The organism is Haloactinopolyspora alba, assembly GCF_003014555.1.
In the GTDB taxonomy this organism is placed as follows: domain Bacteria; phylum Actinomycetota; class Actinomycetes; order Jiangellales; family Jiangellaceae; genus Haloactinopolyspora; species Haloactinopolyspora alba.
In genome coordinates, this window is sequence record NZ_PYGE01000002.1 from 1 (window position 1) to 24,695 (window position 24,695).

The following is a 24,695-nucleotide window of genomic DNA, read 5'->3' on the forward strand; positions in this document are numbered from 1 at the left end:
AGCGCGAAGAACCCCTCACGCACCTCATACGGCAACGCCCTCGGCAATCACAACACCCTCTCCACTAGGCGTTGCTTACACCGATAGATTCCACCCCTGGTGACGCGTGCAAAAGCCTGGTGATGGACGGTGACGCTTGCCGAGCCGGCGTCATGGACGGGCGACGTCGGCGGGAACCGCTTCAGGCGCGGGTGGCGCCGGCCGGCCCGCGTCAGGCGCCCGCGGTGTCGAGCCCCGCGAGCTTCTCCTTGACCTGCGACACGCTCGGGTTCGTCAGCGCGCTGCCGTCGGCGAAGATCAGGGTCGGGACGGTGGCGTTGCCGTCGTTGACGCTGACGACGAGGTCCGCCGACGCGGGGTCGTCCTCGATGTCGATCTCGTCGAAGGTGATGCCCTCGCGGTTCAGCGCGCTCTTGAGCCGGTGGCAGTACCCGCACCACGACGTGCTGTACATGGCGAAGCTGGACATCGAACACTCCTGACGGTGGGTCGGCGGACGGACCGGTACAGACGGTGCAACAACGCGCTCGGCGGTGGTTGTTCCGGCGAGCGAGGGGCGGACGCCGCGTGGAGGGATGTCGGCGCGGGCTGCCAGGATGGGCGCCATGCATGCTCCCGATGTCCTCGCCGGCCTGGACCCGGAGCAGCGGGATGTCGCCACCGCCCTGACCGGACCGGTCTGCGTCATCGCCGGCGCCGGTACCGGCAAGACGCGCGCCATCACCCACCGCATCGCGCACGGCGTGCTGGCCGGCACCTTCGATCCGCGCCGCACCATGGCGGTGACCTTCACCACCCGCGCCGCCGGCGAGATGCGCGGCCGGCTGCGTGAGCTCGGCGTCGACGGCGTCCAGGCGCGCACGTTCCACTCGGCGGCGCTGCGCCAGGCTCGGTACTTCTGGCCGCAGGTCGCCGGTGCCGACCTGCCCGAGATCAGCCAGAGCAAGCTGCCGCTGGTCGGTTCCGCTGCGGGTCGGTGCCGGGTGCCCACCGAGCGCACGGTCCTGCGCGACCTCGCCTCCGAGATCGAGTGGGCGAAGGTCAGCAACGTCCCGGCCGAGTCGTACGCCGCCGCGGCGGCACAGGCGCACCGCGAGGTGTCGGGCGTCGACCACGAGACCGTGGCGAAGGTCTACGCCGCCTACGAGGACGTCAAGACCGACCGCAACGTGCTCGACATGGAGGACATCCTGCTCGCCGCGGTCGGACTGATGTCCGGCCATCCGGGCGTGGCCGACGCGGTCAGGGCGCAGTACCACCATTTCGTGGTGGACGAGTACCAGGACGTCTCCCCGGTGCAGCAGCGGTTGCTCGACCTGTGGCTGGGCGAGCGGGACGACGTGTGCGTGGTGGGCGATCCGGCGCAGACCATCTACTCGTTCGCCGGCGCCCGTCCCGACTACCTCACCGGTTTCCCGCAGCGGTACCCGTCGGCGTCGGTCGTCCGGTTGTTCCGCGACTACCGCTCCACGCCGGAGGTCGTGGGTGTGGCCAACTCGGTGCTGAAGGCCGGGCCGGAGACGTCGAAGGGCGTCGTGCTCGAGGCGCAACGCCCGTCCGGCCCGGCGCCGTCGTTCGTCGAGCACTCCGACGAGCTGGCCGAGGCGGCCTGGGTCGCGGGCGAGATCTCGAAGCTCGTCGCCGCCGGCACCCCGCCGCGAGAGATCGCGGTGCTGTTCCGCGTCAACGCGCAGTCCGAGGCGTACGAGCAGGCGCTGGCCGAGGCCGGCGTGACGTACGTGGTCCGCGGTGCGGAGCGGTTCTTCGACCGCGCCGAGGTCAGGCAGGCGGCGATGATGCTCCGGGCCGCCGCCCGCTCCGCGGACTCCGCGCCGGATGCGCCGGACGCCGCTGCCGCGACGGCGGCGGTGCTGGCGTCGGCGGGGTGGTCGTCCTCGCCGCCGGCCGGCGGCGCCACGCGTGAACGGTGGGAGTCCCTCGCCGCGGTGGTCGCGCTGGCCGAGGAGGTCGTCGCCGCCCGGCCGGACGCCCGGCTCGAGGACGTGGTCGCCGAGCTGGAGGCGCGCGCGAACGCCCAGCACGCCCCGGTCGCCGACGGTGTCACGCTGGCGTCGCTGCACTCGGCCAAGGGGCTGGAATGGGACGCGGTGTTCGTGGTGGGCTGCCACGAGGGCACCCTGCCGCTGACCCATGCCGAGACGGCGGTCCAGGTGGAGGAGGAACGGCGGCTGCTGTACGTCGGCGTCACCCGGGCGCGTGAGCACGTGACCGTCTCGTGGTCGTTGTCGCGCCAGCCGGGTGGCCGCGCCAGCCGCAGGCCCAGCCGGTTCCTCGACGGCGTGCGCCCGAACGGTGTCGCTCGCACCGATCGTTCCGGCAGCGACGGCGTCGCCCGCCGGAACCGGAAGAGCCGGGCGCCGGCGCGGTGCCGGGTATGCGGGTCGACGTTGACCGAGGCCGTCGACCGCAAACTTGGCCGGTGCGGCAGTTGTCCGTCGTCGGTGGACGAGGAGCTGTTCGAGCGGCTGCGGGCGTGGCGGCTCGAACGCGCCCAGGAGCAGAAGGTGCCGGCGTACGTCGTGTTCACCGACGCCACGCTGACGGTCATCGCTGAGAACAGGCCGTCCGACGAGTCCGAGCTGGCGGCGTTGCCGGGTGTGGGCCGAACCAAGCTGGAACGGTACGGCGAGGACGTCCTCGAGCTCTGCCGCGTTTCCGCCGAAGAATGACCCAAAAAATATGTTGCCCCTTACACATCATCCTGCTTAACATGTCTGCGCGCGTGGTTGGTCCACGCGCGGACGAGCCGGAGAGCCCGGTTCCGCACTGACACCGAGAGGAGGGCCGGAAACATGACCACGACGCTGAATCAGACAACCAGCCGCCGCGCGTTCGCTGACGACCGCGCCCTCAGCGGTGTCGCGTCCCGGGACATGGTGCGCCTTCTGGCGCCCGTCGACGCTCCGTCGACGGGAGAAGTGCGTCCGTACGCCCCGGCGATCCGGATCGCACACGTCGGCGACGTTGCCAAGGACGGCGTGCGTGTCCGCACCTGGAGTCCACCGGTCTGACTCATGACAAGACCGGCACCTTCCAGGCCGCGGACTCCCACACCGGGATCCGCGGCCTTTTTCTTTGCCCGATGACGACAGCGGAAGGGAGGTGACGGAAGACTCATGATGTTGACCAGCGTTCTCGACGGCGCCGTGGCGACCGAGCACGACATCCCGTGCCGGATGGACCCCGAGCTGTGGTTCGCCGAGTCGCCGGCTGACGTGGAACGCGCCAAGGAACTGTGCCGGCAGTGCCCCGTACGGGAGCAGTGCCTGGCCGGTGCCATGGAGCGGGCGGAGCCCTGGGGCGTATGGGGAGGCGAGCTGTTCGTGTCCGGAGTCGTGGTGGCGCGCAAGCGCCCGCGCGGCCGGCCACGCAAGAACGAGATCGCCGCCTGATCGGCACCGGGACCGGGCCCGGCAACCTCCGACCCGGGCGGCACGACGACCTCGGCGGCAACGGCCGACGCCGCCGGTGGAGCCGCGTCAGTGCAGGCGAGCCGCCTGCGACCGGGCAGACGACGGAAGGACCTCACGTGGTGCACACGTACGACGCCGCGAACGGCGTGACTCGATCCACCGAAGCGACGACCATCAGGAGCATCGACATGCATCTCATCAACGAAGCCCTCGCTCGGGCGCAGCATACCGAGCGACTCGACGTCGCCGAACGGGAGCGGCAGGCCCATCGTGTCGTGGCGACACGCCGGCTGCAGCGCAGGGCGGCGCGTGCCGCTCGGCGTGCGCGCCGGCTCGCCAACGCGGCGGTGGTCATGGACACCCGCTCATAAGCCGACCCGGCGACGACACCGGTACGACGCGGACGCACGGGGCGTCCTGGCGCATCGGCCCATGCGATCATGGGTAGCCGATGCGACAGGCGCCCCGTGCGTCTTCACGCTGGTGTGGATCGAGTTCGACGGCGGCGCCGTCGGTCGCGTGGGAGGACGAGTGCCCGAGACGGTGACATGCATGTACTGCGGCACGGTCGCGCTGGGACGGCCGCTGGAGTGGGTGAGCAGCGTCGAGGGTGGTCGTACCGTGTACTACTGCCCACGCTGTGCGCGGGACAATCTGCGCGCCATCGAGGCGCGGCTGGATTCGTCGTGGTGGTAATGGCGGCCGGTGATCACTCGGCGGCGAATCCGGGCAGCCACCGTTCGAGCTCGGATCGGAACGGCGCCTCGCAGTCCAGCTGCGACAGCACTCCGATGCCGCCGATCCAGACCCGATGGATGAGCATGTACGACGGCGGCAGGTTCAGCTTGAGCCCGATAGTGTAGCCGGGCCGACGCGGGTCGTTGATCCGGGCGAACTGTTCGCGCATCCACGGCCGGGAGAAGTGGAATGTCTCGTTGCGCGCCGGTTCGAGGAACGGCGCGAGGTAGTCGTAGAGGTCGTCCGGGGCGAGGTCGATGTGCGACTTGACGAACCCCTCGTCGCGGAGGCCGTCCAGCATGGCTTCCGCGTCGCCGTTCAGCGCGCGTCGCATCAGTTGCCCGATGGACGGCGGAAGCCCTTCGGGCAACCTCGCGACGGCGCCGTAGTCGAGGACGCCGAGCCGGCCGTCGTCGGTGATGCGGTAGTTGCCCGGGTGCGGATCGGCGTGCAGCAGCCCGGCGCGGGCCGGACCGGAGAACAGGAACCGCACGTAGAGCATCCCGGCGCGGTCCCGCTCTGCCTGGGTGCCTTCGGCGATGACGTGCGCCAGCGGCCGCCCGTCCAGCCACCGCGCGATCAGGACCTGCTCGTGGCCCTCGATCAGCTCGGGCACCGCGAACTCGGGGTCGTTCTCGTAGGCGAGGGCGAAGCCGTCATGCGCGTCGGCTTCCATGCGGTAGTCGAGCTCTTCGACCATGCGGTCGTGCAGCTCTTCGACCAGCGCCTTGGTGTCCATGCCGGGCACCAGGTGACCGAGGGAGCGGCCGAGCCGCGCGACCTGGCGCAGGTCCGCGCGTAGGGCCTCGCCGGCGCCGGGGTACTGGATCTTGACGGCGACGGTGCGGCCGTCGTGCCAGACGGCCTTGTGCACCTGGCCGATGGACGCGGCGGCGGCCGGTGTGTCGTCGAAGCTGCGGAACCGCTCGCGCCAGTGGTCGCCGAGGTTGTCGGCGAGGACCTGGTGGACGGTCTCGGGTGCCATCGGGGGCGCGGCTTCCTGGAGCTTGGTGAGCGTCGCCCGGTACGGGCCCACGACCTCTTCGGGCATGCCGGCCTCGATGACCGACAGCGTCTGCCCGAACTTCATCGCGCCGCCCTTGAGCTCACCGAGCACGCGGAAGACGTGTTCGGCCGTGCGCTGCTGGACCTCCAGGCCGACCGACTCGGCGGACTTGCCGCCGAGCCGCCGCCCGAGGCCGAGTGTGGCCCGCCCGGCTGCTCCGATGGGCAGCGTGGCGAGCCGGAAGGCCCGGTTGACGGAGTTGCGTGGCGGATCGCTCACCGTTCCATTGTGCCGTGACGGTCACGTCCACCCACAGCCGCACGCCGGGTGCCGGCTCCAACTGCGTCGCCGGGGGAGGCCGTAGGGCGATGTCACCTCGATGGTGCCGTCGACGGCGGCCGCCGCGTGCCCGTCGAGGTGCGCCAGCAGCTGCGCGGTCGCGATACCCGCGACGGTGGCGGCGGTGGCGGCGTCGCACGCCGGCGCGGGCGGTGGCCGGCGGGTGTACGAGTCGAGGGCGAGCGGCCAGTGCGGGTCGTGGTCGGTGCGGTGCAGGTCGTGGCAGCGCAGGCAGGACGAGACGCCGGGCAGGACCAGGGGGCCGACGACGCCGGTGGTCTCGACGACCAGGACGCGCAGGTGAGCGACGCCGTGGCGGATCAGATCCGCGGCCTCGTTCTGCTCCGCGCCGGGAGCGTCGACGAGGATGGCGGCGTCCGGCTGCGCCGTCGTGTCGCCCGCGGCCGCCGACGGCGGTGGGGAGGTGATGCGGTCCGCGCGGATGGCGTGCTCGAGTGCGGCGCGGCGGGTCCGCCCGACCGCGCCGGGCCGATGACCGCCGGGGACCACGTCGTCGTCGCGGACCGCCGTGGTGTCGTGGACGACGACGTCGCCGACCCCGCTCGCGGCGAGAAGCCGGGCGACCTGGGCGCCGACGCGACCGGCTCCGTGGACGTCGACGCGCACGCGGCCGCGGCCGTCGAGTGCGGCGACGCCGCCGTCGGGCTCGGCGCCGCGCAGCGCGATGCTGGACAGCTCCGGCTGGGCACGAGCGACGGTCACGGGCTGCGGGCAGGTGTCGGCGTCGACCGCGACGCCCGCCGACAACACCGTGTCGACCAACCGGTCGGCGACGGCTCGCTCGGCACCGAGCTCGGCGGCCAGCTCCCGCAGCGCGCGGACGTCGTACCGGCCGGTCATCTCGCCGAGGAGGGCCGCTTCGACCGCGCCGAGCCCGTCGAGGACGACGCCGGCCGTGTCGGTGAGACCGAACTGCAGGGTCGTCCGGTCTCGCCAGGTTCGGCTCAGCGCTGGATGCAGGAGTGGACGCACGGGCCCATCATGGCTCGGATCCGCCGCGAGCGCGTCTCGATGTCCACAGGTTATCCACAGGCTGGAGCGCGGTTTCGGCGCAGATGTGCGCCGGGAAAGGCGTCAGGCTTTCCCGAGGATGCGGTTGAGGTTCGTGGAACAGGTCGGGCAGGTCGCCTTCGCCATCCGGGTGCCCTTGTCGTTGACGGTGACCTCACCGGTCGCCTCACGCTTCTGCTTGCACTTCACACAGTAGAACTCGCCGGTGTAGGTGTCCGTCATCGTGGGTTCCTTTCCTCCGGGGCGCGGGGCGTCACAAGCGCAGACCAAACGCCGAGAACTGCTGTCACAGTACGGGAGAAAGGTGCGGCACGCAGGGAAAACGCGTTTCGCGGCCGCACGGTGCCGGAGAAACGTACGGCGGGGCCCCAGTTCCGCTGACCTCGCGCGCGCTTCCCCCGGGTGGCGCGCGGGTCATCGTTTTCCGAAGCCCCGCCGAACGGGATCAGGCGAGTGAAGCCCGGGATGGAAGGCTGCAACTCGCCCTACATGTCATTCAACGTACGGCAATCAGTGTCTGACGGCAACATGAACACGGAGATTCCGTCCCAAGCCTGTGGATAACTGTGTGGACGACATGTGCAGGGTCGGCCACTCGCTGTGGAACCGCGGTGCATACCCTGTTGACGGCTTGCCAGCTGCGCGTTGTTTGACCTCTCTACCTGCAACGATGCCGTCCTCGACGGATGTGAGGACCGATCGGAGCAGGGGCCCGCGGACGACGATCACCGGCCGCCGCTACCGGTTGGTAGCCGACCTGCGAGGAAACGTTGTCCACAGCACATCCACGCGATTCGGGGCAACCGGGGTTACTGTGCAGTCATGGAACGGCCCGACGTCGAGATCCGGCGCTCGGTGCGTCGCCGACGCACGGTGACGGCCTTCCGCGAAGGCGGCCGGGTGGTCGTGTGTGTCCCCTCGAAGCTGACCAGAGCCGAGGAGAAGCGCTGGGTCGAGGTCATGCTCGACCGCATCGCGACGCAGGAGCGGCGGCGGCGTCCCACCGACGAGGGGCTGCTGGCCCGGGCGCGGGAACTGTCCGCGAAGTACCTCGACGGGCGCGCGGAACCGACCAGCGTGCGATGGAGCTCCGCGCAACGCTCGCGCTGGGGCTCGTGCACCCCCGACGACGGCTCCATCCGGCTGTCCGAGCGGCTCCAGGGCCTGCCGACGTGGGTCATCGACTACGTGATCGTGCACGAGCTGGCGCACCTGCTGATCAGCGACCACGGATCGCAGTTCTGGAACCTGGTGGGCCGCTACCCCCGCGCCGAACGCGCCCGAGGATTCCTGGACGGACTCAGCCACGCGGCGAGCACCGCACCCGAGGGCGCGGACCCGTCGGCGATCTCGTGGGACGGCGACGCCCCGGCGGGGAACGGTGCCGACGGCAACGGTGCCGACGGCGACGTCGACGAGGCGACGGAGTCGTCAGACCGGTGATCCGGCGCGTCCGGCCGCGCCCGGCCCGTTCGGTTCGCCGTCGGCCGCGAGCCGTCCGCGCGCGGCGGCGACCAGGTGGTGCACGTCGTCGGCCGTTGGCGTCGGCAGCTCGTCATAGCCGAACCAGGCGAGATCGTGCGACTCGTCGCTGAGTGCCGGCACGGCGTCCGGCGGAGCCAGAGCCAGGAACTGGACGTCGAAGTGCTCGTCGGCGACGCCCGGCCGGCACGGAGCCGGATGCCGGTCCAGCTTCAGCGGTGTGCCGTCGCCGTGGAGGACGAGATCGCTGATCCCGCTCTCTTCGACGGCCTCGCGCAGCGCCGTGGCGGCGAGTGAGCCGTCTCCGGGTTCACAGTGCCCACCGGCGGGCAGCCACAGGCGCGCCTTCGCGTGCAGCAACAACAGCACGCGGTCGCGCTCCGGGTCGACGATCAACGCTCCGGCGGTCAGGTGGGCCGGGCTGCACGAGCGCCAGACACCGTCGGCGTGCCCGGCCAGGAAGTCGACGAACTCGCGGCGCAGTACCTCCTGTCCCGGGTCCGGAGCGATCCAGTCGCTGAGCAGGTCGACCGCGGCGGCGTGCGGGTCGGCCGGTGACCGCACCTATCGAGCCGTTCCGTCGCCGTCGCCGGGCTCGGTGTCGTCGGTCCCCGGACCCGACGCGGGGCCGGACGTGTCCTCGTCCGTGCCGGACGCCTCCATCCGGGGGGTGTTCTCGAGTGCCGACATGTCCAGTTCGTCGCGGGTGAGGAAGGCCTGCGGGTCGGCGAGGTCGTCGGCCGACGGCATCAGGTCCGGGTGCGCCCACACCGCGTCGCGGCCCTGCGCTCCCCGTGCCTCGCGCACGGCGGCCCAGAACGCCGCGGCCTCACGCAGCCGGCGCGGCCGTAGCTGGAGGCCGACCAGGGTGGCGAAGGTCTGCTCCGCGGGACCGCCGGTGGCCCGTCGCCGTCGCACCATCTCGCGCAGCGCGCCGGCCGACGGCAGCCGGTCTTCCGTCGCCGTCGTGACGACGTCGTCGACCCACCCTTCGACCAGGGCGAGAGCCAGTTCGAGCCGGTCGAGTGCCGCCTGCTGCTGTGGCGTGGTGGGCAGGTCGAACAGCCCGCCTTCCAGCGCCTCCTGCAGGGCCTCCGGCCGTTCCGGGTCGAGGTCCTGCAGCCGCGACTCGATGGCCTCGGTGTCGACGTTGACGTGCCGCGCGTACTCCTCGACCAGCGAGACGATGTGCCCGCGCAGCCACGGTGCGTGACCGTAGAGGCGCAGGTACGCGGCCTCGCGCAGCGCCAGATACACAGTGACGTCACGCTCTTCGACGCCGAGCCCTTCGCCGAACGCACGGACGTTCGCGGGCAGCAGCGCGGGGTGGCCGTCGGCCAGCGGGAAACCGATGTCGGTGGAGCCGCAGACCTCGCCGGCCAGGGTGCCGATGCTCTGGCCCACCTGCGCGCCCCACATCGAGACGCCGACCTGCTGCAACATGCCGACCAGCGGTCCCGCGGCCTGCGCCATCTCTTGCGGCAACGCTGTGCTCATGGCCTCGGACACGCGCGCGGCGACCGGCTCGACGAGCTCGCGCCACGCCGCCTGCGTCCCGTCGACCCACTCGGCGCGGCTCCAGGTGCGCGGGGCGCCGCCGGTGGCGGGGAACGTCGTCGCGTCGTCCAGCCAGGTGTCCGCGAGCCGGAAGGCCGCCTCGACGTCACGACGCTCGGACCCGCTGACGGACCGATCGCCGGTCGCGGCGACGACCTGGCGCGCCGACTGGTTCGCCAGATCCCAGTTCACCGGGCCGCCGGACCACGAGAACATCTGGCCGAGCTGCTGGAAGATCGCGCCGAGGTCGGGCGACGAGCCGGAGCCGCCCTGGCCGCCGAGCATGCCGAACAGGCCGCTGAGCGGGTCGCCGGGACCCGAACCGCTGCCGGCGCCGCCGGCACCCCCGGATTGCCCGCCGCCGGATGCACCACCGGACGCACCGCCGGCACCGGTGTCGTGGTCCGGGCGGTTCTTGTCCGGCTCGTCGGGTTCGTCGGCGGATCGGAAGCCGAAGGGCACGTCACTCATCAGAAAGCCTCAGGCAGGATGGGAAGCGTTAGGGAGCGCCTCATGCGTTCCACGGTAACCGCAGGAAGGGCATCCGTGGGTCAGCAGCCTCGTCCGGTTCGCGCTCGGCGCAACGGCGGCGCGCCGGTCATCGCCGTCACCGGCGCGGCCTCTGGTGCCGGCCGGGCCGTGGCGTCCCGGTTGGCGGCGAGCTCCGCGGTGTCGCGGGTGGTGGCGATCGACGACGAGCGCGGCGACGTGGAGGGCGTCAGCTGGCGTGTCGTGGACATCACCGACCCGTCCGTCGTCAGCCGGTTCTCCGGCGTCGATGCCGTCGTGCACGCCGACGTCGACGTCGGTGTCGCCACGGACGCCGATCAGCGCGCCCAGCGCAACGTTCGGGGTACCCAGACGGTGCTGACCGCAGCGGCCGCCGCCGGGGTCCGGCGCGTGGCCGTCGTCACCAGCGCCATGGTGTACGGCGCAGGCCAGGACAACCCGATCCCACTGGACGACGACGCCGCGCTGCGGGCCGAGCCGGACGGGTCGATCATCAGCGACCTGCTCGAGATCGAGGACCTGTGCGCGCGCGCCCAGCGCTCGCACCCCGGCACCGAGGTCACCGTCGTGCGTCCGGCCACCCTCGTCGGCCCCGGCGTCGACACCGTGCTGACCCGGCATTTCGAGGCGCCGCGGCTGCTGGTGGTCAAGGGCGGCTCACCGGCCTGGCAGTTCTGCCACCTCGACGACCTCGCCGCCGCGCTGGAACACGTCGTCGTCCACGACCTGCCGGGACCGCTCACCGTGGGCTGCGACGGGCACCTGAGCCAGAGCGAGATCGAGGAGCTGACCGGGCGGAACCGGGTCGAGCTGCCGGCGTCGTTCGTCCGGGGCACCGCGCAGCGGCTGCACCGGCTCGGCCTGGCCCCTGTGCCCGCCAGCGAGTTGCAGTTCGTGACGTATCCGTGGGTGGTCTCCGCCGGGCGGCTGCGCACGGCAGGATGGCGACCGTCGTTCGACAACGCCGCGGCGGTGCGGGCGATGATGGACGAGATCGACGGCCGGCACGCGCTGGCGGCGCGGCGGATCGGACGCAAGGAGACGGCGGCGACCATCGGCGCGGCCGGAGCGACAGTGGCCGTCCTGGGCACGGCCGTGGCCGTGCGCCGGGCCCGGCGCAGGAAGCGGGGATAGACATGGACGCCGTCACGCTGCTCGGGGTGCGCGACACCGCGCTGTCGGTCGACGAGGTGCTCGCCGCGGTCGCCGACCCGGCCGCGGGCGGCACCTGCTTCTTCGTGGGCACGGTCCGCGACATCGACGACGGCCGCCCGGTCACCGGCCTGACCTACGAGGCACACCCGACGGTCGAGGAGACGCTGCGCACCGTGGCCGAGAAGGTGGCGGCCGAGGTGCCGGTGCGCGCACTCGCGGCCGTTCACCGGGTCGGCCGGCTCGAGATCGGCGAGCCCGCCGTCGTGGTCGCGGCGGCGGCCGAGCACCGGCAGGAGGCGTTCACGGCCTGCCGCCGGCTGATCGACGACCTCAAACGCGACGTGCCGATCTGGAAGCACCAGACGTTCGGCGACGGCACCGACGAGTGGGTGGGGGCGCCGTAGTGGAGAGCCGGCGGGGATCCGCGTCCTCGCCCGCGGCTCGCTCGTGCCTCGCATCGCCGATGCTCGTCCGCACCATGGACGCGGATCCCACCGGCCACACCGACCGCCGGCCTTCCCGCGTCCCGGCCGGTGCGTCCTGCACGTGCGGTGTGGCCACGTACCCTGGACGCTGTCCCGTGCTCGACTGCCGTGAGGATGACCGACCCCGATGACCCGCCGTTCCGCGACGCTGGCCGTCGCCGGTGCCCTGATCGTCGCGCTCGTGGCGGTCGCTTCGCTGCTGAACGTGCCGTACGTCGTCTACTCGCCCGGCCCGGTCGAGGACACGCTGGGCACCTGGGACGGCGATCAGGTGGTGCAGATCGACGGGGCCGAGACGTACGAGACCGAGGGTGAGCTCGACCTGACGACGGTCGGGGTGACGTCGGCGGACGCCGAGCTCGATCTGCTGACCGCGTTGCGCGCCTGGGCGGACCCGGACCGTGCCGTCGTGCCCCGTGAGCTGGTGTATCCGGAAGGGACGACGGCCGAGGAGTCCCGGCAGCGCAACGCCGCGATGCTGGCCGGGTCGGAGCAGAACGCCGAGGTGGCCGCGCTGCGCAAGCTCGGCTACGAGGTGCCCACGAAGGTCCTGGTCGACAGCGTCCTCGAAGACGCTCCGGCGGACGGGGTGCTGCAGCCCGGTGACGTCATCGTCAGGGTGGACGGGACGCGGGTGACCGGGCGGCAGGACGTCGTCGACGCGATCACGGCGCACGAGCCCGGCGAGACCGTCGAGATGGTCATCGGGCGCGACGGGCAGAAGCTCACCGAGACGGTCGAGACCACCGCGGCCGAGGACGACGGACGTGCGCTGGTCGGCTTCACCCCGGTTCCGGGCTACGACCTGCCCGTGGACATCAGCATCGGCATCGACGAGCGGATCGGCGGGCCCAGCGCCGGCATGATCTTCGCGGTCGCGATCTACGACACGATGACGCCCGGCGCGCTGCTCGACGGCCGGCACATCGCGGGCACCGGCGAGATCTCCGCCGAAGGCGATGTCGGCCCCATCGGCGGCATCCAGCAGAAGATCGCGGCCGCATCCGACGACGGTGCGCAGCTGTTCCTCGCGCCGGAGGGCAACTGCGACGAGGCCGTCGACGCGAACAACGGCGACATGCGCGTCGTGCCCGTCGGCACTCTCGACGAGGCCGTCTCGACCATCGAGGCGTTCGTCGACGGCCAGACCGGAGACCTGCGCAGCTGCCCGTCCTGACCGGAGCCGCCAGCCCGGCGGACGGCCGGACCGGCTCGCCGCCTCACGACGGTTCCGGTCGGTGCTGCGGCGTGGATCAGCTCAGCGTCTCGGACAGTGCGTCGCCCAGCTCCGGTGAAAGCTCGGCGCCGTGCACCAGCTCGTCGTCGCCGTCGTGGCCCCGCACCCGCAGCACCGCCGCACGGCTGCCGTCGCGCAGGACACCGACCACGACCCGCACGTCGGAGCGCGACGGGTGCTGCTGGGCCCACTGGGTGGCCGCGGCGTCGTCGTCGGGCATGGACTCCTCGGCGCCGGGCGGCAGCACGATGCGCTCCACCGCCAGCGCACAGCCGTGGACACTCTCGGGCCAGGTGATGGTCGGCAGCAGCTCGTCGATGGACCGGTCGCTGACGTCCTGCTCGATGGGCGTGAGCGCGTCGCCGAGATCCGCCTGCGGATCGATGCCCAGCTGAGCCGCCAGATCGGGTTCGTGTTCGATCAGCTCGCCCGTGGGTGCGAGCGCATAGAGACGCGGCGGCTGGTCCCAGCCGTCGGCGCGCACATGCTGCTCGATCTCCGCCACCGCGCGCCCCAGGGCCGCTGGGGTCTCGTCGGCGGCCGCGGTGGCGTCGTCGTCCGTGCTCATGGCGTCATCGTCGCACGGCCGCCGGGGCAGTACGAATTCACTGGTTGCCCTGGCGATTGCCCTGAGCCAGGCCGGTTCGGAACGACGGTCGGTGGTGAGATAGGTTCTCAGATGTGAGCCAGGACATACCGCGACCCGCCGGGCCCTTCCGCGGGCCCAACATGCCCCGACGCTCCCGCGCGCTGCTGCCCACCTTGGCCGTGCTGGCGGTGCTGGTGGTGGCATACATCCTGACCGTGACGTTCTGGACCGACTGGCTCTGGTTCGACTCGGTGGATTTCACGGACGTCTTCACCACCCAGCTGCTCACGCGGGCGGTGCTGTTCATCGTGTTCGGCCTGGTCATGGCCGTGTCGGTGGTGGTCAACGGCATCATCGCGTACCGGCTGCGGCCACAGCACCGGCCGATGAGCGTGGAGCAACAGAGCCTCGACCGCTACCGCGAGGCCATCGACCCGGTGCGCAAGTGGGTGCTGGCCGGCGCGGCCATACTGCTGGCCATCATGGCCGGCGCCAGTGCCTCCGGCCGGTGGCAGGACTACCTGCTCTGGCGCAACGGCGGCGAGTTCGGCCGCGAGGACGCGCAGTTCGGCATCGACATCGGGTTCTTCACCTTCGACTTCCCGTGGTGGCGGTTCCTGGTCAGCTACGGCTTCGCGGTCGTGGTCCTCGGCCTGGTGGTGGGGGCCATCACGCACTACGTCTACGGCGGCATCCGCCTGCAGACGGCGGGGCAGAAGGTGAGTCCCGCCACACAGGCTCACCTGTCGGTGTTGATCGGCCTGTTCGTCCTGCTCAAGGCGGTCGCCTACTGGCTCGACCGGTACGAGCTGGTGCTGCAGGACAACGAACGCTTCACCGGCGCCTCGTACTCAGACGTCAACGCGCTCATGCCGGCCAAGATGATCCTCGTCTTCGTCGCGCTCATCTGCGCCATCCTGTTCTTCGTCAACGTGTGGCAGCGCAACTGGACGCTCCCCGGCATCGGCCTCGGCCTGCTGGTGCTGTCCGCGGTGTTGCTCGGCGGGCTGTGGCCGTTCCTGGTGCAGCAGTTCGAGGTCCGCCCGAGCGAGGCCAGCAAGGAGTCGGACTACATCGACCGCAACATCCAGGCGACGCGCGAGGCGTACAACATCGGCGACGAGCACGTCGAGATCCAGGAGTACAACGCCACCACCGAGGCCTCCCAGGGGCAGCTCGCGTCCGACTCGGCGACCATCCCGGGCATCCGGTTGATGGACCCGAACGTCATCCAGCCGGCGTTCCAGCAGCTGCAGCAGGTCCGTGGCTTCTACTCGTTCAGCGACCCGCTGGACGTCGACCGCTACCAGATCGACGGCACCATGCGGGACACGGTCGTCGCGGTGCGCGAGATCGACTCCGAAGGCATCCCGGAAGAGCAGCAGAACTGGATCAACGAGCACACCGTCTACACGCACGGGTTCGGGATGGTCGCCGCTCCCGGAAACGAGCGGCAGTCGGACGGGTCGCCGGTGTTCGTCGAGCGGAACATTCCGGCCCAGGGCCAGCTCGGCGACTACGAGCCGCGCGTGTACTTCGGGCAGAACTCGCCGACGTACTCGATCGTCGGTGCGCCCGACAGTGTGGATCCGGTGGAGTACGACATCCCGGAGGATCCGCAGTCCGGGGAGGAACGGCGGAACACCTACCAGGGCGACGGTGGCGTTCCCGTCGGGTCGTTCATCAACCGACTGCTGTACGCCACGCGGTTCCAAGAGGCGAACTTCCTGCTGTCCGACCGGCTCAACTCCGAGTCCCAGTTGCTGTACGACCGGGACCCGCGGCTGCGTGTCGAGAAGGTCGCACCGTGGCTCACAGTCGACGGCAACCCGTTCCCGTCCGTGGTCAACGGCCGGATCAAGTGGATCGTCGACGGCTACACGACCTCGAACTCGGTGCCGTACGCGCAGCGGGTGTCGCTGAGCGAGGCGACCAGCGACTCGCGGACGTCGCGTCCCGCGCTGGCCGCGCAGCCGGACGACTACATCAACTACGTGCGCAACTCGGTGAAGGCGACGGTCGACGCCTACAGCGGTGAGGTGACGCTGTACGCCTGGGACGAGCAGGATCCGGTGCTGCAGGCGTGGATGGGCGCGTTCCCGGACGCGGTCGAGCCGCGCTCGGCCATCCCCGAGCCGCTGATGGACCACCTGCGCTACCCCGAGGACATGTTCAAGATGCAGCGCAAGCTGCTCGAGCAGTACCACGTCGAGGACCCGATCACGTTCTACGGCGGGCAGGACCGCTGGGTCGTGCCCAGTGACCCGTCGGCCGAGGTCGAGGTCGACCAGCCGCCGTACTACCAGAGCATCAAGATGCCTGGTCAGGACCGGCCGGTGTTCTCGCAGACGACGACGTACAGCCCGCGTGGCCGGCAGAACCTCATCGCGTTCATGGCGGTCAACGCCGATACGCGACATGAGGACTATGGCCAGCTCCAGATCCTTCGACTACCCGGCAACACGCAGATCGACGGACCCGGCCAGGTCGCCAACGCGTTCGAGAGCAACACCGAGGTGGCGCGACAGCTGACGCTGCTGCGTTCCGGTGACGCGCAGACCCAGCTGGGCAACCTGCTGACGCTCCCGGTCGGCGGTGGCCTGCTGTACGTGCAGCCGGTCTACGTGGTCCGGGCCAGCGGCGACGCTGCTTACCCGCTGCTGCGCCGGGTGCTGGTGCAGTTCGGCAACGAGATCGGTTTCGACGACACGCTGCAGGGCGCTCTCGACGAGACCTTCCAGGGCGAGTCCGGCGCGGAGACCGAGGAAGAGGGCGGCATCGAGGACGGTGTCCCGCCCGAAGGTGAAGGCACGGGTCAGCAGACCCCGCCGGAAGGTGAGCAGACGCCTCCGCCGGAGACCGAGCAGACGCCTCCGCCGGCCGACGGTGGCCTGCAGCAGGCCATCGCGGACGCACAGCAGGCCTGGGAGGACGCGCAAGCGGCCCAGTCCGAGGGGCAATGGGCCGAGTACGGTCAGGCGCTCGCTCGGCTGGAGGAAGCGCTGCAGCGGGCCAACCAGCTCTCCGGCGGCTCCGGCAGTTCCGGCGATGGTGGTGGCGGCCAGTAGGGTCCGTCGACAGCCACGTCGTTCGATTCGGCCCGGGTGACACCGAAGACGTCGGTGTCACCCGGGCCGAAGTCGTGTGGCCGATCCGCCGACGCGGCGGTCCGGTCCGTCGTGTTCAGAGCGTGCGTGTGTAGGCGAGAAGATGGACACCGGGTACCGGCTCGTGGTCGCGCTCGGGTGCACGAGTGAACTGCAGCCGTTCGTACAGCCGGTGCGCCTGGACCATGCCGGCTTGGGACGACAGCACGAGGGTGTGGTCGCCGTGCTGTCGAGCGAGGTCGACGCAGGCTTCCACCAGGCCCTGCCCCACGCCGCGCCGGCGTGCGGCGTCGCTGACGGCGAGCATGCGGAACTCCGCCTCGCCGGGCTGCGCGAGCTCGGCGTAGGGCGAGCCGGCCCGGCAGAACGTGACGGTTCCGAGGACCGCCTCGTCGGCGTCGACGGCGACGAGCACACTCGCCTGTAACGCACGCGCACCGGTGTCGGCGAGCTCGTCGGCGTAGCTGCGATCGGCGTCGAGGTGGCCGTCGCGGTCGTACGCGGCCACCGTGATCTGGCCGGCGGCCTCGAGGTCGTCGGCCAGCGCGGCGCGGATGGTGAAGTCGGACATGGGGTCAGTGTGGATCACGACCCCGACAGTCCGGCGGCGGGGCTCGGCGGGTGTTCGGGCCCGTCGCATCGACACTCGCCGAGCCCGGTTCGGCCCGGGAGCCCGCGATTTGGCGTGAGCGCCAGCATCCCTTAAAGTTGTACACGCAGCGCGGGGTGGAGCAGCTCGGTAGCTCGCTGGGCTCATAACCCAGAGGTCGCAGGTTCAAATCCTGCCCCCGCTACCAGCACGGACGGCCCCGGAGGTTCAGCCTCCGGGGCCGTCTTCATGTTCGGCGGCGACGGCTGCACGCTCCGGCTCGCGGGCAGAGGAAGAGCCTGCCGCTCGCGTCCACGAACCTGGCCGGTGCTCCCGCGTGCGGCGTCGGAGGCGAGAAGCCCAGCCACACGGCGTCCTCGGCGGCGCTGCCTCCGGTGAGCCGCATGGGGCCGTTGGATCAGCCGTGGCGCGCCTCGTTCCCCGGTCGAGGCGCGCCACGGAACTCGGTCCGGGTGATCAGCGGCGCGACCAGCCGCGTTCACCCTCGGTGAGGCCGCCCCAGATGCCGTACCGCTCCGGAAGCGCCGTCGCGGCCTCGCGGCACTGTCGCGCTACGGGGCAGGAGAGGCAGACTTCCTTGGCGATCTGCTCACGTGCACGCAGGGTGCGACCCCGACCCTCGGGATAGAAGAGATCGGTGTCCATGCCGCGGCAGGCGGCGTGCACCCGCCACGCGTCCCGCGAATCGAACCTGTCCTCGGCGTCGTTCGTGTTCATCAGTTCGGCCAACGCGGTCATTGCGGCCATTTCCCCCTTCGCCCGGTGGGGTCGGATCAGGTTGCCTTTGATCACCAAGACAGGGCTGAGGGCCGGCTATGACGCCGATACCGAAGAAATCTCAAAAAAGATCGTCAGCTCGCCGGCGCCGCCTCGCGGGAGTCGCCGAGCGGAGCGCACGTGGCACGTCGGAGCGTTCCACACACTGCCACAATTCGCCGCAGCGCAGGTGCGCCGTGGCGTACGACTGTCAGCCGTGCCACGTGGCGGCGGGAGACCGGTCGACGCCGGTCAGTCGTCGGAGGTGGCGCGGACGAACCGGAACAGCTGCGACTCGTACCCGTCCTCGTTCTGCTCGTAGCAGCTCCAGATGGACAGCCGGGAGTGCCCGGGCGTTCCGACGTCACGCGTATCCAGGCACACGTCCACCAGGTCTTGCCATGGCTTGAGCTTGATCTGTTGCAGATCTTGGGTCCGTGTGTCCAGGTCCCATTGCTGCGATCCGGCGTCGTCGCAGGGGCGGACGGTGACGAAGATCGGCCCTCCGAGTGCGTCGAGGCATTCGCCGGTCTCGACAGAGCGGATCGTGCCGTCGCCGGGGCGCTCCCAGAGTTGGGTGCCGACGCACTCCTCGAGGGTCGCCTGGTGCCCCTGCTGGGTGACGCACAGCGTCGTGCCGTCGGGCTGGGTGAACCGGATGCTTCCGGTGGGAGGCCGCACGGTCAGGGTGGCGGCCTCGCTCTCGACCGTGCCCTGGTCGTTGGTGAAGACGGCGCGGTACTGGGTGCCGTCGTCGTCGACGGTGACGTCGGACAGGGTCAGCGACGCCTCGGCGCCCGGGCCGCCGCCGGCGCCCTCGATCCGTGTCCATGTGCCGCTGTCGGGCGCGCGGGACTCCCAGTACCAGCTCGCCGCCGGTTTCGCGGTGGCCGTGGCGCTGAAGGTGGCGTCGTCGCCGTCGTACGCCTCGACGTCCGCCGGCGGCGTCTGGATCTCGGGTGCCCAGTGCACCGTCAGTGTGGCCGGATCGGAGTGCGACGAGCCGAGGTCGTTGGTGAAGACGGCGCGGTACTCGTTGCCGTCGAGGTCACGGCTCACGTCGCTGATCTCGAGCGTGGTGCTGGTGCTCTGCTCGGCTCCGCCGGAGTCCGACTCGGCTTCACCGGTGCCCGACTCGGCTCCGCCGGAGCGGGACTCGACGCCGGCGGAGCTCGCCTCGCTCCACGAGCCTCCGGGCTCGCGCACCTGCCACGCCACGCTCATCTGTTCGGGATTGCCGACAGCCGACGCCTCGAAGGTGGCGGTGTCTCCCTCGGGCACCTGGACGTCCTGCGGGCTGGCGGTGACGTCCGGCCGGTACTTGACGGTCAGCACCGCCGGCTCGGACGCGACCGTCCCGGCCGGGTTCCTGGCCAGCAGGCGGTATGCACGGCCGTCATGCTCGGCGCGGAGCTCATCGATGACGAGGGTGTCGGAGGTCGCTCCCTTGATGTCGACCCACTCCTGCTCGCCCGGATCCGGCGGCGGGCTCGATTCGGGCGTGCCCGGTGTGGGTGGCTGGGTCACCGACGTCGTCGGCGTGGGCGACGGCTCCGGCGACGTGGCCGTCGCGGTGGGTGACGGCGTCTCGGTCGGGCTCGTCGACGGCGACGGCGTGTCCGGCGGTGACGGCGTGCCGGTCGGCGACGGCGTGATGCCCACCGACGGCGACGATGTTCCGCTCGGAGGCAGGTCCAGCGGTGACAGCGGCGGATCGACGGGCGACGTCGGACGCCACGACGGAGCCGTGGTCGGCAACCAGGACACGGGCGCCGCGGACACCGCCGTTGCCGTGAACGCCGACGCGGGCGGTCCGACGATCACGTCGCCACCGGTGCTGTCGCTGCCAGCGGCCTGGGCCGTCGCGCCGGAGGCCTCGTCTGTGGGCGGCTCGGCGGACTGCCATTGCAGCTGCGGCCGCGGCGTCCCCGAGACCTCGACGGTCAGCTCGACGCTCCCGCCGGCGACGACGACCGTGGTGGCCGGCGGTGCGACCTCGATGCGCGGGGGCTCCTCCGCGGTGGGCGGATCCGGCGTGGGCGACGTCGTGGGTTCGTCGGGCGTGTCCGGCGGCGTGGGCTCGTCGGGTTCGTCGGGTTCATCCACGGTTGGCGGATCCGACGGCTGCGACGGATCGACCTCCGGAGGGTCGGACGCGACCGGGTCGGACTCGGGCACGTCCGGTGGATCATCCGGCGGATCGTCCGGTTCGCGCGCCGGATCCTGGCCCGCCGGCTCGTCGGGCGCGGACTGGTCGCCAGCAGGCTCGTCCGGCTCGGGATCCGGAGCGGGCGGGTCCTGGGGGTCCGCGTCGGCCGGCGCGTCCGGTTCGCTGCTGGCGGTGGGGGCGGCCCGTGGCGGTTCGGACGGATCGTCGTTGCCGGCCAGCAGGACCGCCGAGGCGGCGATGACACCGGCGGCGGCGACCCCCGCGCTGGTGGCCGCGAGCTGCTTGGCCTGCTTGCCCCACGAGGCCGGGGAGAGGAAGGCGAGGATCCCGCCGCCCGCGGCGCCGGCGGCACCAGCGGCAGCGGCGGTGGCCGCCGAGGCGGGAAGCAGCAGCGCCGGCCAAAGCACCCCGCGCATGTCCGACACGAGCAACAGCAGCTCGTCGCGGCGCTCACGGCAGGATCCGCACTGCGCCAGGTGGGCGCTCACCTCGCGGGTGTCGTGCGCCGACAGCGTGCCGCGCACGTACGGGGCGACCTTCGGCGCGTACGGGCGGCACTCCGGCTGGACCTCGGCGGAGAGGTTCACCGCGAGATATGCCTGCCGTAGCCCTTCGCGGGCGCGATAGGCCAGCGCGGCGACGGCGTTCGGCGAGCTGCCGAGCGCCGGGGCCAGGGACGCGGCCGAGCGCCCCTCGATCTCAGTGTGCCACAGCACCTGCTGCCAGCGTTCGGGCAGCGTCTCGAACGCGTGCCGCACCAGCTGCTTGTCGGTGGCGCGGGCCATCGGGTCGTCCGTGCGCGGAAGGACCTCCAGCGCGGTGGGATCGGACGGACTGCCCTCGCGTTGCGAGCTTCGGTGCCGGTCGATGGCCAGCCGGCGGACGACGGTGCGCAGGTACGGCGTCAGCTCGCCGTCCGGGCCGCCGCCCTCGCGCAGCCGGGTGAGCACGCGGGTGAACGCCTCGGCGACGATGTCCTGGGCCTCGTCGCTGTTGTTGGTGACGATGCGGGCGACCTTCGCGGCGTCGTCGGAGTGGCGCCGGTAGAGCTCGTCGTAGGCCGCCATGTCGCCCGAGCGGGTGCGCGCGATGAGCTGTTCGTCGCTCGCGGCATCTGCTGGAATCGTCACTGGCGCTCTCTTCTGGTCCCTTACTGCCGGTCAGTCCAGGGGCCCTGCCCCTGTGTGGCGGCTGGCGGGCGACCCGGCGACCTGATCAACGTTAGCGGTCTCGTGCAGCTGCGTCACAAGATCGGGCAATCGCGATCTTGTGTCCGGAACTGCGAACACGTCGACCTGGACTTGTGCGGTGCTCAGTTCATCGTGTCCGACCGCCTTCGTCAAGGCGAGGCGCTCCAGGCGGGCGCGGGCGTCGTCGGGCACGAGGGCGACGGCCATGGTGGTGCCGACCTGGCTGAGCGTCGCCTCGGGGCGCACCCGCGCCCGCAACGCCGAGGCGACCTGCATGATCCGGGCGATGCGCTGCCACGGCCCGGCGGCGGCGTCCCAACGTACGACCAGCAGGACCAGCGGCGTGGCGCTGTCGCCGGAGACCCGGTCCAGCTCGTGCACGCGGCCGTACAGATAACCGGCCGTGTGCAGCCCGGACAGCGGGTCCACGCCGGGGGAGCCGCGTTCGGCCGCGATCGCCTCGGCCCACGCGTCGACCAGGCAGTGCCGGGCGCGTGAGCGTGACACCGGCGTCGGGGCGGTGCGCTCCACGGCGGTCCAGAGCTCGTCGAGATCGTCCATGGTGCAGGTGAGATCGTCGCCGGTGGCCACGCGCTCCCACGCGAAGACCGTCAGCGCGTGCGTCACCGCGTCGTCGTCGGCCTCCGGATCCGTGAGGGCCGTGACGACGGCCTCGGCGCCGGGTGTCGGTGTGCCGTCCTCGGCGTTCTGCGAGGACCGTTGTAACCGGGTAGCGGCGCGCCGGACGGCCTCGGCGCGGTCCGGTCGCTCGGCCGTGATCGTCGCCAGCCACCGCGACCACGGAGGAGATGTGGACACGTCATGTCGACGGCAATGCGTCATGTTCCGAAACTCCCCGTTTCGTCCTGAAGCGAGTGCAAGCCCATCCGTATACCACGACGGACTCGGGCGCGGATCATGACGCGGCGATTCCGGCGGATGATCGTGGCGAAACGCCACCCTGACACGGTGCGATCGAGCCGTGTGCCAGGCTTGGCTGCTGTGTTCGAGCGGATTCGTCGTGTGATCGACCACCTCGAGGTGGTCCGGCAGCGTGCGATCGAACGCCGTGAGCGCACCGAGTCGTCCCGGTACGGCGACGGTGACGTCGACGGCGATGCCGGCGTGCCGCTGCCCGGCGACCGGCCCGACACCGGTATGGCGGCCGACGCCGAGGCAGACGGCGGGACGCAGCACACCGGTCGGCACGACACCGCCTCGGTGCCGCCGATGCCACCGGTGCCGCCCCCGCCCGGCAGTGTCGGCGCGGCACAGCCGCCCACCGGCGGACCGCCTCAGCCCACCGGCGGACCGCCTCAGCCCGAACCCGGCGCGAGCGGTGAGCGCCACCGCGCGGCCGAACGCGACCACCCCGTTCCGCGTGTGGTGTGCGACGCGGCCGAGTGGAGCTGGCGGCTGCTGATCATCGTCGCCGCGATCGGCGGTGCGGGCTGGCTGGCGTGGGAGCTGAAGGTCGTCGTCTTCCCGCTGGTCGCGGCGTTGCTGATCGCGGCCGGGCTGCATCCGCTGGTGCGCCGGCTGCGCGCTGCGGGCTGGCCGCGCGGGCCGGCCGCGGCGACGGTCTTCGTCGGATTCATCATCGTGGTCGCCGGCTCGTTGTCACTGGTCGGCAACGCCGTCGGCGACCAGTTCAGCGACGTCGTCGACCAGGCCGAGGAGGGCCTGCAGGAGATCCGCGACTGGCTGGCCGGGCCGCCGTTCCGGATCGACCAGGTACAGCTCGACGAGTGGATCGATCGCGCCGTCGCGCTGGTCCAGAACGACGGCGCGGTGACCGAGCAGGCGGCCACCGCCGCGACGGTGGCGGCCGAGATCATCGTCGGGATCGTGCTGACGCTGTTCGCGCTGCTGTTCTTCCTCTACGACGGCGACCGGATCTGGGTGTGGCTGGTGCGGGTGCTGCCGGCGCGTTCCCGCGGCCGGGCGGCGGCCGCGGGTGACGTCGCGTGGCGGACGCTCGCGCAGTACATCCGCGGGATCGTCCTGGTCGCGCTGTTCGACGCGGTCGCCGTCACGATCCTGCTGTTCATCCTGCAGGTGCCGCTGGCGCTGCCGCTCGGCGTACTGATCTTCTTCGGCGCGTTCGTGCCGCTGGTCGGCGCGTTCGTCACCGGAGCGGTGGCGATGCTGGTGGCTCTGGTGACCCAGGGGCTGATCACCGCGATCGTGGTGCTGATCGGCATGGTGGTCGTGCAGCAGGTCGAGGGCAACGTGTTCCAGCCGCTCATCCTGGGCCGGATGGTGCGGGTGCATCCGCTGGCGGTCGTGGTGGCGGTGTCGATCGGCACGTTGGCCGGCGGCATCATCGGGGCGATCGTCGCGGTGCCGATCGTGGCGGTCGTCAACACCGTCGCCCGTCACCTGGCCTCCACGTCGACGCCGGACGTCGAGCGCGCTCCCTGAGGGCGCGGCAGGTGAGCCTTCAGCCGGCGCTGAGCCGCTCCAGGACCTCGTGGTGCAGACGGCCGTTCGTGGCGAGCGCGTCACCACCGCCGGGGCCCGGCGTGCCGCGCAGGTCGGTGAACCGGCCGCCGGCCTCGTCGACGACCGCCACGAGCGCGGCCATGTCGTGCAGCGCGAGCTCCGGCTCGGTGGCGACGTCGACGGCGCCGTCGGCCAGCAGCATGTACGACCAGAAGTCGCCGTAGGCGCGGGTGCGTGCGCACGCCTTGGTGAGGTCGAGGAACGCCGGGAGCAGTCCGCGCTCGTCCCAGCCGTGCAGCGACGAGTACGACAGCGACGCCTCGGCCAGCGACCCGACGTCGGACACCCGGCAGCGGGTGGCCGACGACAGCGACCGGCCCGTCCAGGCGCCGGTCCCGCGGGCGGCCCACCACCGCCGGCCCAGCGCGGGCGCCGACACCACGCCCGCCACCACCTCGTCCTCGACCATCAGCCCGATCAGCGTCGCCCACACCGGCACGCCACGCACGTAATTCCGGGTGCCGTCGATGGGGTCGATGACCCAGCGCCGCGCGCCGTAGCCCTCGGTGCCGAACTCCTCGCCGACGACCGCGTCCCGGGGGCGTGCTCGCGACAGGGTCCGCCGGATCGCCTCTTCGGTCGCCTGGTCCGCGTCGGTGACCGGCGAGCTGTCGGTCTTCGTGTCGATGCGCAGGTCGTCGGCCCGGAACCGGGCCGTCGTCTGGGCGTCCGCGTCGTCGGCAAGGACGTGCGCGAACCGGAGGTCGTCATCGTGGCTCACGATCGGCCAACCTACACGCCGCGCCGACGGCCGGGACACGGCTCGCCGGGCGTGGCCCGCGCTGCGCCGTGA

The 24,695-nt window shown here is 71.5% G+C and carries 23 protein-coding genes and 1 tRNA gene; 12 read left to right on the plus strand and 12 right to left on the minus strand.

Annotated features, from left to right (window positions below):
• Positions 1–211: 211 nt before the first annotated feature.
• Entirely contained in the window at positions 212–469 is a 258-nt protein-coding gene (locus CLV30_RS02670) for a mycoredoxin (RefSeq protein ID WP_106535664.1), read from the minus strand.
• Positions 470–605: 136 nt separating this feature from the next.
• On the opposite strand from CLV30_RS02670, the gene CLV30_RS02675 reads away from it, so the two are divergent.
• The 5 genes from CLV30_RS02675 to CLV30_RS26210 all read left to right on the plus strand — a co-directional run bounded on the left by CLV30_RS02675 (position 606) and on the right by CLV30_RS26210 (position 4,130).
• The gene (locus tag CLV30_RS02675; RefSeq protein WP_240723161.1) at positions 606–2,690 is read left to right on the plus strand and encodes an ATP-dependent DNA helicase UvrD2; all 2,085 of its coding nucleotides are present in this window, start codon (positions 606–608) and stop codon (positions 2,688–2,690) included.
• Positions 2,691–2,813: 123 nt separating this feature from the next.
• Positions 2,814–3,032, plus strand: coding sequence for a hypothetical protein (locus CLV30_RS02680; RefSeq protein ID WP_106535666.1), 219 nt, complete (start codon positions 2,814–2,816; stop codon positions 3,030–3,032).
• A 108-nt stretch (positions 3,033–3,140) separates the two neighbouring features.
• Positions 3,141–3,413 (plus strand): WhiB family transcriptional regulator, encoded by a 273-nt coding sequence (locus CLV30_RS02685; RefSeq protein WP_106536028.1) that lies wholly within the window; start codon positions 3,141–3,143, stop codon positions 3,411–3,413.
• A gap of 209 nt (positions 3,414–3,622) precedes the next feature.
• Entirely contained in the window at positions 3,623–3,805 is a 183-nt protein-coding gene (locus tag CLV30_RS02690; RefSeq protein ID WP_146154783.1) for a hypothetical protein, read from the plus strand.
• Between the two features lie 160 nt (positions 3,806–3,965).
• Positions 3,966–4,130, plus strand: coding sequence for a hypothetical protein (locus CLV30_RS26210; RefSeq protein ID WP_165358424.1), 165 nt, complete (start codon positions 3,966–3,968; stop codon positions 4,128–4,130).
• 13 nt (positions 4,131–4,143) lie between these two features.
• Here the strand turns inward: CLV30_RS26210 and CLV30_RS02700 are convergent, their stop codons facing one another.
• The 3 genes from CLV30_RS02700 to CLV30_RS26215 form a co-directional block, all read right to left on the minus strand.
• Positions 4,144–5,457 carry an ABC1 kinase family protein gene (locus CLV30_RS02700; protein ID WP_106535669.1) on the minus strand — a complete coding sequence of 438 codons (1,314 nt, stop codon included), beginning with the start codon at positions 5,455–5,457 and terminating at the stop codon, positions 4,144–4,146.
• A 21-nt stretch (positions 5,458–5,478) separates the two neighbouring features.
• On the minus strand, positions 5,479–6,510 hold the full coding sequence (locus tag CLV30_RS02705) for a thiamine biosynthesis protein ThiF (protein ID WP_106535670.1): 1,032 nt from the start codon (positions 6,508–6,510) through the stop codon (positions 5,479–5,481).
• A gap of 102 nt (positions 6,511–6,612) precedes the next feature.
• Entirely contained in the window at positions 6,613–6,771 is a 159-nt protein-coding gene (locus tag CLV30_RS26215; protein ID WP_165358448.1) for a DUF5679 domain-containing protein, read from the minus strand.
• Between the two features lie 600 nt (positions 6,772–7,371).
• Here CLV30_RS26215 and CLV30_RS02710 point away from each other — a divergent pair.
• On the plus strand, positions 7,372–7,992 hold the full coding sequence (locus CLV30_RS02710) for a M48 metallopeptidase family protein (RefSeq protein WP_205740479.1): 621 nt from the start codon (positions 7,372–7,374) through the stop codon (positions 7,990–7,992).
• Here the strand turns inward: CLV30_RS02710 and CLV30_RS02715 are convergent.
• Both CLV30_RS02715 and CLV30_RS02720 read right to left on the minus strand, forming a co-directional pair.
• Entirely contained in the window at positions 7,981–8,595 is a 615-nt protein-coding gene (locus CLV30_RS02715; protein ID WP_106535671.1) for an NUDIX hydrolase, read from the minus strand. The two genes, CLV30_RS02710 and CLV30_RS02715, sit on opposite strands and share 12 nt — an antisense overlap.
• Entirely contained in the window at positions 8,596–10,059 is a 1,464-nt protein-coding gene (locus CLV30_RS02720) for a zinc-dependent metalloprotease (RefSeq protein WP_165358447.1), read from the minus strand.
• A gap of 75 nt (positions 10,060–10,134) precedes the next feature.
• Here CLV30_RS02720 and CLV30_RS02730 point away from each other — a divergent pair, with 75 nt between their 5' ends.
• From CLV30_RS02730 to CLV30_RS02740, 3 genes are all read left to right on the plus strand, one after another.
• A complete protein-coding gene (locus CLV30_RS02730) occupies positions 10,135–11,232 on the plus strand; it encodes an NAD-dependent epimerase/dehydratase family protein (RefSeq protein WP_205740478.1) in 1,098 nt (365 codons plus the stop codon).
• A 2-nt stretch (positions 11,233–11,234) separates the two neighbouring features.
• Entirely contained in the window at positions 11,235–11,657 is a 423-nt protein-coding gene (locus tag CLV30_RS02735; RefSeq protein ID WP_106535674.1) for a molybdenum cofactor biosynthesis protein MoaE, read from the plus strand.
• Between the two features lie 208 nt (positions 11,658–11,865).
• Complete coding sequence (locus CLV30_RS02740; RefSeq protein ID WP_106535675.1) at positions 11,866–12,915, plus strand: YlbL family protein; 1,050 nt, start codon at positions 11,866–11,868, stop codon at positions 12,913–12,915.
• Positions 12,916–12,991: 76 nt separating this feature from the next.
• Here CLV30_RS02740 and CLV30_RS02745 read toward each other — a convergent pair whose 3' ends face one another.
• Positions 12,992–13,543: a PPA1309 family protein gene (locus CLV30_RS02745; RefSeq protein WP_106535676.1), complete on the minus strand. Its 552-nt coding sequence runs from the start codon at positions 13,541–13,543 to the stop codon at positions 12,992–12,994.
• Between the two features lie 161 nt (positions 13,544–13,704).
• On the opposite strand from CLV30_RS02745, the gene CLV30_RS02750 reads away from it, so the two are divergent.
• Positions 13,705–16,632: a UPF0182 family membrane protein gene (locus CLV30_RS02750; RefSeq protein WP_106536030.1), complete on the plus strand. Its 2,928-nt coding sequence runs from the start codon at positions 13,705–13,707 to the stop codon at positions 16,630–16,632.
• Positions 16,633–16,747: 115 nt separating this feature from the next.
• Here the strand turns inward: CLV30_RS02750 and CLV30_RS02755 are convergent, their stop codons facing one another.
• Positions 16,748–17,242: a GNAT family N-acetyltransferase gene (locus tag CLV30_RS02755; RefSeq protein ID WP_106535677.1), complete on the minus strand. Its 495-nt coding sequence runs from the start codon at positions 17,240–17,242 to the stop codon at positions 16,748–16,750.
• Between the two features lie 149 nt (positions 17,243–17,391).
• On the opposite strand from CLV30_RS02755, the gene CLV30_RS02760 reads away from it, so the two are divergent.
• Positions 17,392–17,468: transfer RNA gene (locus tag CLV30_RS02760), tRNA-Met, on the plus strand.
• Positions 17,469–17,737: 269 nt separating this feature from the next.
• Here the strand turns inward: CLV30_RS02760 and CLV30_RS02765 are convergent.
• From CLV30_RS02765 to CLV30_RS02775, 3 genes are all read right to left on the minus strand, one after another.
• The gene (locus tag CLV30_RS02765) at positions 17,738–17,998 is read right to left on the minus strand and encodes a WhiB family transcriptional regulator (RefSeq protein WP_106536031.1); all 261 of its coding nucleotides are present in this window, start codon (positions 17,996–17,998) and stop codon (positions 17,738–17,740) included.
• A gap of 291 nt (positions 17,999–18,289) precedes the next feature.
• Positions 18,290–21,337: a sigma-70 family RNA polymerase sigma factor gene (locus CLV30_RS02770; protein WP_106535678.1), complete on the minus strand. Its 3,048-nt coding sequence runs from the start codon at positions 21,335–21,337 to the stop codon at positions 18,290–18,292.
• Between the two features lie 30 nt (positions 21,338–21,367).
• Complete coding sequence (locus CLV30_RS02775; protein ID WP_106535679.1) at positions 21,368–22,216, minus strand: hypothetical protein; 849 nt, start codon at positions 22,214–22,216, stop codon at positions 21,368–21,370.
• Positions 22,217–22,420: 204 nt separating this feature from the next.
• On the opposite strand from CLV30_RS02775, the gene CLV30_RS02780 reads away from it, so the two are divergent.
• A complete protein-coding gene (locus CLV30_RS02780) occupies positions 22,421–23,821 on the plus strand; it encodes an AI-2E family transporter (protein WP_165358446.1) in 1,401 nt (466 codons plus the stop codon).
• Positions 23,822–23,840: 19 nt separating this feature from the next.
• Here the strand turns inward: CLV30_RS02780 and hisN are convergent, their stop codons facing one another.
• A complete protein-coding gene (gene hisN / locus CLV30_RS02785) occupies positions 23,841–24,626 on the minus strand; it encodes a histidinol-phosphatase (protein ID WP_106536032.1) in 786 nt (261 codons plus the stop codon).
• Positions 24,627–24,695 lie beyond the last annotated feature (69 nt).

Excerpts from the sequence above, each read along its gene's own strand:
- CLV30_RS02670 (WP_106535664.1), bottom strand. The coding sequence starts at position 469 with ATGTCCAGCTTCGCCATGTACAGCACGTCGTGGTGCGGGTACTGCCAC.
- CLV30_RS02675 (WP_240723161.1), top strand. The coding sequence starts at position 606 with ATGCATGCTCCCGATGTCCTCGCCGGCCTGGACCCGGAGCAGCGGGAT.
- CLV30_RS02680 (WP_106535666.1), top strand. The coding sequence starts at position 2,814 with ATGACCACGACGCTGAATCAGACAACCAGCCGCCGCGCGTTCGCTGAC.
- CLV30_RS02685 (WP_106536028.1), top strand. The coding sequence starts at position 3,141 with ATGTTGACCAGCGTTCTCGACGGCGCCGTGGCGACCGAGCACGACATC.
- CLV30_RS02690 (WP_146154783.1), top strand. The coding sequence starts at position 3,623 with ATGCATCTCATCAACGAAGCCCTCGCTCGGGCGCAGCATACCGAGCGA.
- CLV30_RS26215 (WP_165358448.1), bottom strand. The coding sequence starts at position 6,771 with ATGACGGACACCTACACCGGCGAGTTCTACTGTGTGAAGTGCAAGCAG.
- CLV30_RS02710 (WP_205740479.1), top strand. The coding sequence starts at position 7,372 with ATGGAACGGCCCGACGTCGAGATCCGGCGCTCGGTGCGTCGCCGACGC.
- CLV30_RS02720 (WP_165358447.1), bottom strand. The coding sequence starts at position 10,059 with ATGAGTGACGTGCCCTTCGGCTTCCGATCCGCCGACGAACCCGACGAG.
- CLV30_RS02735 (WP_106535674.1), top strand. The coding sequence starts at position 11,235 with ATGGACGCCGTCACGCTGCTCGGGGTGCGCGACACCGCGCTGTCGGTC.
- CLV30_RS02740 (WP_106535675.1), top strand. The coding sequence starts at position 11,866 with ATGACCCGCCGTTCCGCGACGCTGGCCGTCGCCGGTGCCCTGATCGTC.
- CLV30_RS02745 (WP_106535676.1), bottom strand. The coding sequence starts at position 13,543 with ATGAGCACGGACGACGACGCCACCGCGGCCGCCGACGAGACCCCAGCG.
- CLV30_RS02750 (WP_106536030.1), top strand. The coding sequence starts at position 13,705 with ATGCCCCGACGCTCCCGCGCGCTGCTGCCCACCTTGGCCGTGCTGGCG.
- CLV30_RS02755 (WP_106535677.1), bottom strand. The coding sequence starts at position 17,242 with ATGTCCGACTTCACCATCCGCGCCGCGCTGGCCGACGACCTCGAGGCC.
- CLV30_RS02765 (WP_106536031.1), bottom strand. The coding sequence starts at position 17,998 with ATGAACACGAACGACGCCGAGGACAGGTTCGATTCGCGGGACGCGTGG.